The 13,836-nt window shown below is 70.6% G+C and carries 10 protein-coding genes; all 10 read left to right on the top strand.

Annotated elements, in window-relative coordinates; genetic code table 11:
• Nucleotides 1-59 precede the first annotated feature (59 nt).
• The 10 genes from Q7L73_RS15890 (at nt 60) to Q7L73_RS15935 (ending at nt 13,758) form a co-directional block, all read left to right on the top strand.
• A complete protein-coding gene (locus Q7L73_RS15890) occupies nt 60-1,391 on the top strand; it encodes an MlaD family protein (protein ID WP_304690720.1) in 1,332 nt (443 codons plus the stop codon).
• Nucleotides 1,388-2,896 carry an MlaD family protein gene (locus Q7L73_RS15895; RefSeq protein ID WP_304690721.1) on the top strand — a complete coding sequence of 503 codons (1,509 nt, stop codon included), beginning with the start codon at nt 1,388-1,390 and terminating at the stop codon, nt 2,894-2,896. Before Q7L73_RS15890 ends, Q7L73_RS15895 begins: the two co-directional genes overlap by 4 nt.
• Complete coding sequence (locus Q7L73_RS15900) at nt 2,893-4,350, top strand: MlaD family protein (RefSeq protein ID WP_304690722.1); 1,458 nt, start codon at nt 2,893-2,895, stop codon at nt 4,348-4,350. The genes Q7L73_RS15895 and Q7L73_RS15900 overlap by 4 nt, the downstream gene beginning before the upstream one ends.
• Nucleotides 4,347-6,074 carry an MlaD family protein gene (locus Q7L73_RS15905; RefSeq protein WP_304690723.1) on the top strand — a complete coding sequence of 576 codons (1,728 nt, stop codon included), beginning with the start codon at nt 4,347-4,349 and terminating at the stop codon, nt 6,072-6,074. The genes Q7L73_RS15900 and Q7L73_RS15905 overlap by 4 nt, the downstream gene beginning before the upstream one ends.
• On the top strand, nt 6,071-7,453 hold the full coding sequence (locus Q7L73_RS15910; protein WP_304690724.1) for an MlaD family protein: 1,383 nt from the start codon (nt 6,071-6,073) through the stop codon (nt 7,451-7,453). Before Q7L73_RS15905 ends, Q7L73_RS15910 begins: the two co-directional genes overlap by 4 nt.
• Before the next feature lie 7 nt (nt 7,454-7,460).
• Nucleotides 7,461-8,993, top strand: coding sequence for an MlaD family protein (locus Q7L73_RS15915; protein ID WP_304690725.1), 1,533 nt, complete (start codon nt 7,461-7,463; stop codon nt 8,991-8,993).
• Between the two features lie 2 nt (nt 8,994-8,995).
• Nucleotides 8,996-11,755 carry an MMPL family transporter gene (locus tag Q7L73_RS15920; RefSeq protein WP_304690726.1) on the top strand — a complete coding sequence of 920 codons (2,760 nt, stop codon included), beginning with the start codon at nt 8,996-8,998 and terminating at the stop codon, nt 11,753-11,755.
• Nucleotides 11,752-12,393, top strand: a complete 642-nt coding sequence (locus Q7L73_RS15925; protein ID WP_304690727.1) for a redoxin domain-containing protein — start codon at nt 11,752-11,754, stop codon at nt 12,391-12,393. Before Q7L73_RS15920 ends, Q7L73_RS15925 begins: the two co-directional genes overlap by 4 nt.
• A gap of 46 nt (nt 12,394-12,439) precedes the next feature.
• Nucleotides 12,440-13,090 (top strand): hypothetical protein, encoded by a 651-nt coding sequence (locus tag Q7L73_RS15930; RefSeq protein ID WP_304690728.1) that lies wholly within the window; start codon nt 12,440-12,442, stop codon nt 13,088-13,090.
• A gap of 116 nt (nt 13,091-13,206) precedes the next feature.
• Complete coding sequence (locus Q7L73_RS15935; protein ID WP_304690729.1) at nt 13,207-13,758, top strand: hypothetical protein; 552 nt, start codon at nt 13,207-13,209, stop codon at nt 13,756-13,758.
• The last annotated feature ends 78 nt before the right edge of the window (nt 13,759-13,836 follow it).

The raw sequence follows: 13,836 nt of genomic DNA on the forward strand, positions 1-13,836 counted from the left end.
GCGGACCACACCTTGACCCTCTTCGCCGTCATCGAATCGGCCAGCCGGAAGGCGGGCACGTGACCGTTGCCCGTGGCGCTGCCCTGGGCGCGCTGCTGCTGGTCGTCGCGGTCGTCGTGATCGTGCTGCTCGGCGGTGGCGGCGGCCAGCAGTACAAGCTCGTGTTCGAGACGGCCGGCCAGCTCGTGAGAGGCAACGACGTGCAGATCGGCGGCCGCCGCGTCGGCGGGGTCGATGACATCAAGCTGACCGACAACAACCAGGCCGAGGTCACGATCACCGTCGAGGAGCCGTACGCGCCGCTGCACGAGGGGACGACCGCGACGATCCGCCTGTCGTCGCTCTCCAGCGTCGCGAACCGCTACATCGCGCTGTCACCGGGGGCGAACAGCAACCCCGAGCTGAAGGCCGACGCGACGCTGCCGACGACCGACACGACCTCCGTGGTCGACATCGACCAGCTCTTCAACACCTTCGACGACCGCACGCGCAGAGGCCTGGTCGACGTGATCCAGGGCTCGGCGACGCAGTACGCCGGCAAGGAGAGAGAGGTCTCGCAGGCGGCCAAGTACTTCAGCCCCGCGCTGTCGACGACGTCGAGACTGGTGCAAGAGCTGACGCGCGACCAGAGAAACCTCGAGGGCGCGCTCGTCAGCGGCGCCAGAGTCGTCGTCGCCGTCGGCGAGAAGCGCGAGCAGCTGTCGACGCTGATCTCCAGCCTCAACGTGATGATGGGCGCGATCGCGAGAGAGAACGGCAACCTCGCGGCGACGCTCGACGAGGCGCCCGGGACGCTGCGCGAGGCCAGCTCGACCTTCCGCGACCTGCGCTCGGCGCTCGACGACCTCGACCCGCTGGTCGAGGCCTCGTATCCGGCGACGAGAGACCTCGACAGATTCTTCCGCGAGTTCCGCCCGCTGGTGAACGAGGCCGTCCCGACCTTCGAGGACCTCAGCACGTTCGTCAGCACGCCCGGTCCCGACAACGACGCGACCGACCTCGTGAAGATGCTGCCGCAGCTGCAGCAGGTCGGCTCGCCCGCGTTCAAGAACTCGGTCAGCGCGATGCGCGCCGGCCAGCCGGTCGTCGACTTCTTCCGGCCCTACTCGCCGGAGCTGATCGGCTGGCTCAACAGCTTCGGGCAGGCATCGGCCAACTACGACGCGACTGGCCACTATGCACGCGCGATGGCCAACTTCGGCGCGTTCTCCTACGACGCCAGCTCCAATCAGCTCAACCCGGTCTCACCCGACCAGCGCCTCGCCGGCCTCAGAGGCACCGCCACGCGGCGCTGCCCGGGCGGCGCGAGCCAGGCGCGGCCGGACGGCTCCAACCCGTGGCAGGCGCCGGGCGGCGACTGCGATCCCTCGAACACGCTCCAGGGCCCGTGAAGCGGCTGCTCGCGATAACCGCGGTGATCGTGGCGGCGCTGGTCGTGCTGGTGGTCGGCACGGGCGCGCGCTCTGACAGCAGCTACAAGGTGCGGGCGATCTTCGACAACGCCGGCTTCCTCGTGCCCGGGGAGGACGTGAAGGCCTCCGGTGTCGTGATCGGCACGATCTCCGCGCTGGAGGTGACGCCGCAGAAGAAGGCGGCGGTGGTGCTGGAGATCACCGATCCGGCCTTCAAGGACTTCAAGCAGGACGCCACCTGCGCGGTGCGGCTGCAGTCGCTGCTGGGCGAGAAGTACGTCGCCTGCGAGCCGACGCAGCCGCGCAACGAGGGCGAGAGACCGGCGCCGTCGCTGAGACGGATCAGAGACGGGCCGGGCAAGGGCGAGTACCTGCTGCCGATCAGCCGGACGCAGTCGTCGGTCGACCTCGACATGCTCAACAACGTGATGCAGGTGCCGGAGCGGGAGCGGCTGGCGCTGATCATCAACGAGCTGGGCACCGGTCTCGCCGGCAACGGCGAGGAGCTGAGAGCGGCGATCCGCCGCGCCAACCCGGCGCTCGACAACTTCGACAAGTTCCTCAAGGTGCTCGCCGACGAGAACCAGACGCTGGCGAAGCTGGCCGAGGACTCCGACCTCGACCTGTCGCCGCTGGCGCGCGAGCGCGAGTCGATCACCCGCTTCATCGACAAGGCAGGCGCGACCGCGACCGCGACCGCCGAGAAGGGCGACGCGCTGGAGCGGAACTTCGAGCTGCTGCCGCAGTTCCTCACCGAGCTGAGACCGACGATGCAGAGACTGCAGGGCTTCACCGAGGCGGCGACGCCGGTCTTCGAGGACCTCGGCGCGGCGGCTCCGTCGATCAACCAGCTGTTCGCGCAGCTCGGCCCGTTCAGCGAGGCGGCGCTGCCGACCTTCCGCACGCTCGGCGACGCGGCCGAGATCTCCAGAAGAGCGCTCGTCGCCGCGAGACCGGTGATCAGAGACCTCAACCAGCTCGCGACCGCCGTCGGCCCGCTCGGCAACCAGTTCGCGACCGGCCTCAGATCGCTGAGAAGCGAGTACGGCATCCAGAACTTCATGCGCACGACGCTCGGCTTCTCCGGCGCGCTCAACGGCTACGACTCGGTGAGCCACTACGCGCGGGTGTATGCCCTGCTGACGATCTGCCTCAGAGAGGCAGTCGAACCGAACATCTCCTGCTCGACAGGTTGGGACCGCAGACAGGCGGCGGCTGGCGCCTCGGCGAGCGCCTCCACACTGGACAGCGGCGCGTCGGAGACGGGTGCTGACGCCAGCAGCGGTCTCACGCTGCCGACCGTCGCGTTGCCTACGGCCGCGGCGCCGAAGGCGACCACAGGGGCTGCCGGGGCAGCGGCCGATGGGGTTGCCGACACCGGTACGGGCGACGAGCAGAGCGCGCTCGGCAGCGCGTCCGGCGACGGAGAGGACCCGCGCGCCGGCGTGCTCGGCTATCTGCTCGGGACGGAGACGGTGCGATGAACCGCCGCAGCGCATCCGTCGCCGGCAACCCGGTGCTGATCGGCGCCGCGACCGTGCTGGTCGTGATCATCGCCGTCTTCCTGGCGTACAACGCCAACAACGGCCTGCCGTTCGTGCCGACCTACAAGCTCTACGCCAACGTGCCCGACGCCGGCAACCTCGTGACGGGCAATGAGGTGCGGATCGGCGGCTACCGCGTCGGGATCATCTCCTCGATCGATCCGGTCGTCGCGAGAAGCGGCAGAGTCACCGCGAGACTGACGCTGAAGCTCGACACCGACATCGATCCGCTGCCGAAGGACTCGACGCTGATCGTGCGGCCGCGATCGGCCGTCGGCCTCAAATACCTCGAGATCACTCGCGGGCGCTCCAGAGAGGGCTACAAGGACGGCGCGACGATCGGGATCTCGAAGTCGACGCCGAGACCGGTCGAGATCGACGAGTTCTTCAACATGTTCGACGAGAGAACGCGGAGAGCGAACCAGGAGAACCTGCGGATCTTCGGCGACGCGCTCGCCGGCCGCGGCGTCGACCTCAACCGCGCCGTCGTCGAGCTGGACCCGCTGACGAGATACCTCGTTCCGGTGATGGCGAACCTCGTCTCGCCCGACACCGATCTGCGCGGCTTCATCCAGGCCGCGGCGCGGCTGGCGAGCACGGTCGCACCGGTGGCCGAGACGCAGGCCGACCTGTTCCGCAACCTCGCGGTCACGTTCACCGCGTTCGCCGACGTCGCCCGTCCGTACCTGCAGGACTCGATCACCGGCGGCCCGCCGGCGATGGAGGCGGCGATCCGCGACTTCCCCTTCCAGCGCACCTTCCTGAACGACTCCGAGCAGCTGTTCGCCGACCTGCAGCCTGGTACGAGAGCGCTGCGCACCTCCGCGCCGCTGTTGGCCGAGGCGTTCACCGTCGGCACGAGAACGATCATGCGCGCCTCGGCGCTGAACGAGCGGCTCGGCCGCACGATGAGATCGGTCGAGGCGTTCGCGGAGGACCCGCAGGTGCCGCTCGGCATCGACAGCCTCCACGAGACGGTCGACGTGCTGTCGCCGACGATCACCAACCTCGCGACGATGCAGCGCAACTGCAATTACGTCGCATTGCTGCTGAACAACGGAGCTTCGATCCTCGGCGACCGCAGCGCGGGCGACAGACCGCAGGGCTCGTGGCTGACGTTGGCGCCGTTTGCTGCGCCAGTCGGCCCGAACAGCGAGGCGGGACCGGCATCAGCGCCGGCCAACTCGACCGATTCGCGGACCCCGCACGCGAACTTCCTGCACTCGAACCCATACCCGAAGGTCGGCGCGCCTGGCCAGGGCGGGGTCTGCATGGCCGGCAACGAAACGTACAGCTTCGAGAGACTCTCGATTGGCAACCCGGCCGGAACGCCGACCAGAACCATCAGAGTCAGCCCGAAGCCGTTCCCTCTGCAGCCGAAGGACACCCCGTGACGCCGGCCAGAAGGACGACGGCGCCGACGCGGCGCAGACAGTGGAGTCGCTTCCGCATCGGCCTGATCGCGCTGATCGTGCTCGTGATACCGATCTACCTCGCGTTCGCGAAGCACATCCCGTTCACGCACGGCTACCGCGTCAACGCCGTCTTCGAGACGTCGAACAACCTGCGTCCCAACTCTCCCGTCCGCATCGCCGGCGTCAACGTCGGCAGAGTCAAGTCGGTCAGCCGCTACAAGGACACGAACCTGTCCGAAGTGACGATGGAGATCGAGGACAAGGGGCTCCCGATCCACAAGGACGCGACCGCCAAGATCCGGCCGCGCATCTTCCTCGAGGGCAACTTCTTCGTCGACCTGCAGCCCGGCACCCCCGGCTCGCCGGACATCGACAGCGGCGGCACGATCCCCGTCACGCAGACGTCGACGCCGGTCCAGCTCGACCAGTTGCTGACCGCGCTGCAGTCGGACTCGCGCGAGGACCTCCAGCATGTGCTGGAGGAGTACGGCGCGGCGCTCAACTCGAAGCCGACCGCCGAGCAGGACTCCGAGCTGCCGCCGGAGGTCCAGGGCCTGACCGGCGCCGAGGCGATAAACCGCTCCTACGACAACGCCGGTCCGGCGCTGCAGGGGACGGCAGTCGTCAACGATGCGCTGCGCGGCGAGCGGCCGGGCGACCTCGCACGCACGATCGCGGGGATCGCGAGACTGGCACGCACGCTCGACAGCCGCGAGGGCCAGCTGCAGGATCTGATCGTCAACTTCAGCCTGACCGCGTCCGCGTTCGCGAACCAGAGCGGCAACCTCAGCGCGACGCTGCAGGAGCTGCCGCCGACGCTGCGGACGGCCAGAAGCGCGCTCAACAGCGTCGACAGAGCGCTGCCGTCGGTGCGCGCCTTCGCGAAGGAGATCCTGCCGGGCGTCAAGCAGACGGCCGCGACGGTCGACGCCTCGTTCCCGTGGATAGAGCAGACGCGCGCGCTGCTCGGCCCCGACGAGCTGCAGGGCCTGATGGCCGAGCTGACGCCGACGACGCAGGATCTCGCGAGACTCACGAGCGCCTCGATCGAGCTGCTGCCGCAGCTGGACGACTTCTCGCAGTGCTTCGACAAGGTGATCCTGCCGGCCGGCAACGTGAAGCTCGACGACGGCGCGCTCACGACCCGCCGCTCCGACGGCAGCGTCGTCGAGGCGTACAAGGAGTTCTGGTACGGCCTCGCCGGAATGGCGGCGAGCGGCCAGAGCTTCGACGGCAACGGCCAGATGCTGCGCGCGAGCGCTGCCGGCGGGCAGTGGCAGTGGTCTCCCGGCAGATCGAGATTCGGCAACACGACCTTCGTTGGCAACACGACCGAGAGACCGCTCGGCACGCGTCCGCTCTACCCAAGCAGCCCACCGCTCATCCGCACCGACAGAGCGTGCAAGCGCAGCGGCGTTCCGAACCTCAACGGCCCGCAGGCCGGTCCGGGCGAGGCGCCGACGAGCGTTGTCGTGCCGATCGCTCCGCCGATCGTGAGAAGAACCGAAACGACGACTGAGACGACCACGGGTACGACTCCGGCGGCCGGAACGAGCGCGCTTGCGACGGCCGGTGAAACGGATTCCGCCGCTACTGATGCTGCCGCCGACACGGGCGCGATCGTCGGCTCCGAGGCGACGCCGTCGCTCGGCGCGCAGCTGCTGTCGCGCCTCAACCCGCTCGCGAACGGGGGCGGCAGATGACGACCGCGATCCGCAAGCACCTGCGCGACTTCCTCGCGATCCTCGGCCTCGTGATAGTCGCCGCGATAGTCGGCGGCTACATCCTCGCCAACCAGCGGATCTCCTTCCCGACGTGGGTGCCGATCGTCGGCAGAGAGGAGTTCATCCTCAAGGGCGAGTTCTCGACCGCGCAGGCGGTCACGCCGGGCCAGGGGCAGACGGTCGACATCGCCGGCGTCCAGGTCGGCGAGATCTCGAACGTCGAGCTGAAGGACGGCCGCGCGCTCGTGACGATGCGGATCGACCCGAGATACGACGACATCTACACGAACGCGACGATGCTGCTGCGGCCGAAGACCGGCCTCAAGGACATGATCGTCGAGCTCGACCCGGGCACCAGAGGCGACGGCGCCGAGCGCGTCAGAGACGGCTACACGCTCCCCGTCTCGCAGACGAGACCGGACGTCAACCTCGACGAGATCCTCTCCGTCCTCGACGCCGACACGCGCACCTATCTGCAGCTGCTGCTCAACACCGCCTCCGTCGGCCTGACCGGCAACGGCCAGGAGCTGGCGCAGGTCTTCCGCCGCTTCGACCCGCTCGCGCGCGACGCGCGCAGAGCGACCGAGCTGCTGAGAACGCGCGACAGACACATCAGACGGGCCGTCACCAACTTCGGCAGACTGACCGAGGCGCTGAGCCAGGACGACCGCAAGCTGGCGACGTTCGTCGACAGCTCGCAGGCGGTCCTGCGCCGCTTCGCCGACCAGGGCGACAACATCGAGCAGACGCTCCAACTGCTTCCGAGCACGCTTCAGACGACGCGGACGGCGCTGGAGTCGACGAGAAGATTCGCCGACGCGGCCGGGCCGGCGCTGGAGTCGCTGCGGCCGTTCGCACGTGAGCTGGGCCCCGCGCTGAGAGCGACACGTCCGTTCCTGACCGAGACGACGCCGATCATCGAGGAGCAGATCCGGCCGTTCACCGTCGCCGCCACGCCGGTGGTCAAGCAGCTGCGGCCGGCAGCGCAGAAGCTTGCGGCCGCGTCGCCTGACCTCGTCACGACCTTCTCGATCCTGAACGAGTTCCTCAACGCGCTGACGTACAGACAGAACGGCAGAGAGGGCTACCTCTTCTACCTGACCTGGCTCGGCCACCTCGCGAACTCGGCGTTGTCGACGCAGGACGCCAACGGCGCGCTGCTGCGCTCCGCACTGCTCGTCAACTGCGGCAACCTCACTGGTATCGGCGCCCTCAAGGGCAGCGCCAACCCAGCACAGGCGGCGTTGACGCTGACGTCACAGCTCTCCGGGCTGCCTGACGTGCAGGTGGACCCGACAGACCCGCTCGGAAGAAGACTCCTCGCCGACAATGCCCCCCTCTGCAGATTGATCAGATGAGCCGCTGATGCAGAAGCAAGCTCCGACACTCGGTCGCATCCTCGTCATGGCGGGCTTCGCCCTGTCCTGCTTCGGGCTGCTGCTGTACCTGTGGATCTCGTTCGGCGGCTCGACGCCGCTGAAGCCGAAGGGCTACCAGTTCCACGCCTACTTCCCGGAGGCGGCGCAATTGGCGCAGCAGGCCGACGTGCGCATCTCTGGCGTGCCGGTCGGCAAGGTCGTCAAGCTCGAGCTCGGCCCTGGCAACACGACAAACGCGACGCTTCAGCTCGACGAGCGCTATGCGCCGATCCCGAAGGACGCGCGCGCGATCCTGCGCCAGAAGACGCTGCTCGGCGAGACCTACGTCGAGCTGACGCCTGGCAACAAGTCGGCCGGGCTGCTGCGCGAGGGCGGCGCCCTCAAGCCTGGCCAGGTGCAGAGAACGGTCGAGCTGGACGAGATCTTCCGCTCGCTCGACGACAAGACGCGGCGCGACTTCCAGGTCTGGATGCAGTCGACCGCCGCCGGCCTCAGAGGCCGCGGCCAGGACTTCAACGACGCGCTCGGCAACCTCGCGCCGTTCGCCGAGAACACGACCGACCTGCTGCGGATCCTCGACAGACAGAGACCGGCCGTGCAGGGCCTCGTGAAGAACTCGGCGGTCGTCTTCGACGCGCTCGCCGGCCGCAACGGCGAGCTGCGCGACCTGATCTCGAATTCGAACACGGTCTTCGCGACGGTCGGCGACCGCAACGCGTCGCTGCAGGCGCTCTTCAAGGCGCTGCCGACCTTCGAGCGCGAGTCGCAGATGACGGTCGAGCGGCTCGACCAGTTCGCGAGAGAGACCGATCCGCTCGTGCGCCAGCTGCAGCCGGTCGCGCAGGAGCTGAGCCCGACGCTGCAGTCGCTGTCGCGGCTGGCGCCGCCGTTCCGCGACTTCTTCGTCGACCTCGGGCCGCTCATCACCGCTTCCTACAGAGGCCTGCCGGCCTTCACGCGCTTCCTGGATGACCTGCGCCCGGCGCTCGGTCAGCTCGATCCGTTCACGCGCACGCTCAACCCGGTGCTGAAGTACATCAGCGCGTACCTGCCTGAGATCGACGCCTTCTTCGGCAACTTCACGGTCGCCGCGAACGGTATCGGTGGCGACAGACCGGGCTACCTGCGCGGCACGGCCCCGATCACGCCCGAGGTGCTCGGCATCTATCCGAGACGGCTCGCCTACAACCGCGGCAACCCCTACCGCTCGCCCGGCACCGCTGACGAGCTGGTGCGCGGCCTCGCCTCGTTCGAGACGCGTCAATGCACCGATGGGTTGCGTCCGGTCCCGAACCTGCCCGCCAACCTGCCGGAGATCATCGGCGGTATCGGTGCCGACGCAGCGGCGTTCCTTCAGACAGTTGCTTTCCGCGTGGAGGCCGACCCGCCCGGATCGAACAACATCGTCAGCGGCAGCTACGCAGACGTCCCCGCACCGCCCTGCCGGCTGCAGGGGAGATTCCCGGGCTTCGCCGGCGACTATCCACACGTCGTCGCGGATCCGCCGACGAGACCGTGACGATGCGGGCCGCGTTGGAGCGCGTCGCGCGGGCCGCAGCAGGGCATCCGCTGGTCGTCCTGCTCGTCGCGGGCGCGTTGGCGCTCGGCGGCGGCGCGTTGGCGCTCGGGCTGCAGCCGAGCACGAGCACCGACTCGCTCGCCAGCCGCTCGTCGGCGGCCGGCGGCGCGACCGCCGACTACCACGAGGACTTCGGCGACGACGCGATCTTCGTGCTCGTGCGGGAGAAGCTGACGCAGCTGACGCTGACCGACGACCTCGGCCGTCTGGTGCAGTTGGAGGGCTGTCTCTCCGGCAACGTCCCGAGCGGTCAGCAGCCGTACGGCAGCGCAAACAGCGCCTGCGCGAAGCTGGCGGAGCTGAAGCCGGCGCGCGTCGTCTACGGGCCGGGCACCTTCCTCAACCAGTCTGCGAACACGATCCAGCAGGCCGTCTACGCGCGGCTCGGCGCGGCCGCGACGCAGGCGGCGCGGGAGAGAACCGCCGCGATCGCCGCCGCCAGAAGAGCGGGCAAGAGCGTGGCTGAGCAGCAGGCGGCAGGCAGAGCGGCTGAGACGCGCGCGCAGCAGGAGGCGCTCAGAGCGCTCCAGCAGCTCGCGCTCGACAGCGGCCTGAAGGGTTCGCCGTCGATCGACAACAGAGCGTTCGTCTCGCAGATCGTCTTCGATCCGGCCCTCGGCGCCGACCAGCCGAAGAGCCGCTTCGCCTACCTCTTCCCGAACGCCGACAGCGCGCTGATCCAGGTGCGGCTGCGCGACGACCTCAGCGAGCAGGAGCGCGCGCGGGCGATCGCGCTGGTGCGCGCGGCGACCGAGATGCCGTTGTTCAGACTGAGACACGGCGGCAGCTACGTCGTCTCCGGCGTCCCGGTCGTCATAGACGGTCTTGCGAACACGCTGACCGGCGAGCTGACGCTGCTGCTCGGCGCCGCCGTCGCGGCGATGGCGCTCGTGCTGCTGCTCGTCTTCCGCGCCCGCCTGCGGCTGCTGCCGCTCGTGCTCGCGCTCGCCGCCGCCGGCCTCACCTTCGGCCTGATGCGGCTTGCCGGCGTGCAGCTGACGATGGCGTCGATCGCCGTCCTGCCGGTGCTGATCGGTCTCGCCGTCGACTACGCGATCCAGTTCCAGTCGCGCGTCGAGGAGCAGCGCGCCGCCGGCCAGCACGGCGCCGCCGCCGTCGGCCTCGCCGCCCGCGCCGGCGCGCCGACGATCGCGACCGCCGCGCTCGCGACCGCGACCGGCTTCCTCGTGCTGCTGCTGTCGCCCGTGCCGATGGTGCGCGGCTTCGGCCTGCTGCTGGTCGTCGGCATCGCGCTCGCCTTCGCCGTCACGCTGACCGCTGGTGCCGCCGCGCTCGCGCTCGCCAACCGCGCGCCGCGGGCAGCCGACGCCGCGACCCGCCCGCGGAGCCGCTTTCGCCGGCTCGCCACTGTCGCCCGCCCGTTCGCCGTGCTCGGGACCGCTATCGCGGCCGGCGCTCGGCGCATCGGTGGTGCGATCGCCGCCTCGGCCGCCGGCGCGCGGGAGCTGTTCGCCGGCGCCGGACGGGCGCTCGCGCGGCCGCGGCCGGTCGCCGCGCTGGTGCGCCGCCGGCCGACGGCGGCCGGGCTCGTCGCTCTGTCGCTGCGCCGCCCCGGCCGCGTGCTCGTCGTCGCGCTCGCGCTCGCCGCGCTCGGCTGGGCGGCGGAGACGCGCACCGAAGTCGTCTCCGACGTGACGAAGCTCGTCCCGGCCGACCTGCCGGCGCTCGCCGACCTGACGACGCTGCAGGACGCGACCGGCTCCTCCGGTGAGATCGACGTCGTCGTCCGCGGCGACGCGGTCGCGACGCCGGCCGTCGTCACGTGGATGGCCGACTACCAGACGCGCGTGCTGAGACGGCTCGGCTACGACGCCAGAAGCGGCTGCGCGAACGCGAGACTGTGCCCCGCGCTGTCGCTGCCCGACCTGCTCGCCGGCGCGAACGTCAGAACGCAGCAGCAGCTCGACGGGCTGCTCGACACGCTGCCGCCGTATTTCTCCTCGGCCGTCCTCACCAGCGACCGCACCGCCGCGACGCTTGCCTTCGGCATCCGCCTGATGCCGCTGGACCAGCAGCAGCAGGTCGTCGACGCGATGCGCGCCGAGCTGAACCCACCGAAGGGCGTCGCCGCCGAGCTGGCCGGGCTGCCGGTCGTGACCGCGCAGGCGAACGCCGACCTGTCCTCGGCGCCGCGGCGGCTGCTGACCGTCGTGCTCGGCCTGCTCGCCGTCGCCGCGGTCCTGTTCGCCGTCTTCCGCAGCGCCGGGCGCGCGCTCGTGCCGCTGCTGCCGATCGCGCTCGCGACCGGCTGGTCGGCGCTCGTCCTGTTCCTCACCGGCGTCCCGCTCAACCCGCTGTCGGCGACGCTGGGCGCGCTCGTGATCGCGATCTCGACCGAGTTCAGCGTGCTGCTGGCGGAGCGCTTCCGCCAGGAGCGCGCCGGCGGGCTGGAGCTGGGCGAGGCGCTGCTGCGCAGCTACCGCTCGACCGGCCGCGCCGTCGTCGCCTCGGGCGTGACCGCGATCGCCGGCTTCGGCGTGCTCGCCTTCTCCGACATCCGCATGCTGCGCGACTTCGGCATCGTGACCGTGATCGACCTCGCCGTCTCGCTGCTGGGCGTGCTGGTCGTGCTGCCGTCGGCGCTCGTGCTGGCGGAGCGCGGCGTCTTCGCGCGCGCCTTCCGCTGGCTGCCGCGCCCGCGCCGCCGCGGCGACGGCCCGGCCGCGCGCACGACCGCATGAGCGGACCGGAGCGGCCGCCCGCCTCGCCGCCGCCGTCGCCGGCCCGTGGGCGCTACGGGTGGATCGTCGGGATCGTCGGGATCGTCGTGCTCGCCTACATTCTGCTCAACACGCTCCGCACGGAAGGGCCGGGCTCGAGCGGTCCGGCGGCCGGAGCGCCGCTGCCGGTCTTCGCCGCGCCGCTCGTAGACAGCTCGCTGGAAGGCGACGCCAACGTCGCGACGAGAGCCGACCAGGGCGATGCCGGCCACGTTCCGGCCTGCGCGGTCGAGGACCCGCGCGCGCTGAACGTCTGCACGCTCGTCAGAAGAGGCCCGCTTGTGCTCGCCTTCCTGACCGCGAAGGGCGGAAAGTGCGCGGACGAGCTGGACGCGATGCAGGAGATCAGCGGCAGATTCCCCGACGTGTCGTTCGCCGCGGTCGGCATCAAGGGCGACCGCGAGGACTTCAGGGTGCTCGCGCAGAAGCACGGCTGGCGCTTTCCGCTGGCGCAGGACCGCGACGGCGCCGTCGCCAACCTGTATGGCATCGCGGTCTGCCCGACGGTCGTGCTGGCGCACAGAGGCGGCGCCGTCGCCGAGACGCTGCTCGGCGGTGTCAGCGCGGTGCAGTTGGCGGAGCGGGTGAGAGAGCTGTGAGCCCCGTGCGCGACACACGCGCCGGCGGCGCGCGGGAGCAGCTTGGATGAGCGCCCCGCCGACTCGCCCGGGCTGGGTCTCCGATCGCCTCTCCGCTGAGTTCCCGCGGCTCGGCCTGACGCTCTGCGACGTCGACCTCGAACGACGGCTGGGCCGCTCGCCGAAGGGTGTGCGTGAGCGGCTGGCGCTGCTCGCCGACCGCTTCCGCGGCGCCGATGCGATGGTGCTGCGCCAGCGCCCTGTGCCGCACGCCTACCGCGTCTTCTTCCGCCACGTCGGGATCGACCCGGACGTGACGCGCGTGCCGGTCGAGGCGGCCGCGCTGCAGCGGCTGCTGCAGGGCGGCTTCCCGTCACAGGGGCTGTTGCAGGATGCGTTGACGATCGCGCTGATGGAGACCGGCGTGCCGCTGTGGGCGCTCGACGCGGCTGCGGTCGAAGGCCGCCTCGGCCTGCGCCTGAGCGGCGAGAGCGAGCGGCTGGGGGAGGGCGAGCGGGCGCCGCTGCTGGCGCCCGGCCGGATCGTCGTCGCCGACGAGCGCGGCCCGATCGCGGAGCTGTTCGGAGAGCCGGCGCCGAATCGCCTGGTCGGCAAGGGAACGACCCGTGTGCAGCTGTTCGCGGTGGTGGTGGAGGGCGTCGAAGCGATCTCCGTCGAGGAGGCGCTGTGGACTTGCGCCGAGACGCTCCAGTCGTGACGCGCCACGCGCGCCAGCGCGCGCGCCCGCCTGCCGCTGCCGAGCGCCTTCCGCACCTGACGCGCCACGCTGCGGTTGCGCACCCGAAAGCGGCGCGGCGCAGGTAGAATCGCCTGATGGCGAGCGTGATCGAGCATCCGAGCACGCTGCGGAGCAGTCCGCAGGCCGGTGCTGACGAGGCCGCATTCGGCCTGTCGTTGGCGCCGCCGCCCGCCGTTGCGCTCGCACCGCCGTTGGCGCCCCGCGAGACCGCCGCCCGTCGTACGCTGCGCGGCCAGATCGCGAAGCTCGAACGGGAGCTGGCCGAGGCCGCCGCCCGCAGCACGCCGGACGACCGCATCGTCTGGTCAACCGCCACGCCGGACCTCGCCGGCCCGCGCCTGCTCGGCCTCGGTGAGCTGGAGCGCCTCCGAGACGATCTTGCCGAACGCCTCCACGAGGTCCGCGTCGTCCACCGCGAGCGCGCCGTGCGCGAGGCGCTCAAGCGCGACCAGCTCACCGCCCTCCTGCGCGATCCCGCGAGATACCGCTTCGTCCGCATCACCCGCCGCGACGTCGGCGAGCCCGGCTGCGGCGCCTGGGAGTCACGTCCCCGCCTCGGCCTGATCGGCATGCTCGCCGGCTGGTGGCACGTGAAGATCTCCTCCGGCTGCCCGCTAGCCGCCTGACCACCGGCAGGCAGCCGACCATGGTCCGGTACGCTGGCGTCTCCATGGGGCGCCGGAGCCGGAAGTCGCGCAGCACTC

The sequence above is a fragment of the Conexibacter sp. CPCC 205762 genome (assembly GCF_030646155.1).
Classification (GTDB): Bacteria; Actinomycetota; Thermoleophilia; order Solirubrobacterales; family Solirubrobacteraceae; genus Conexibacter.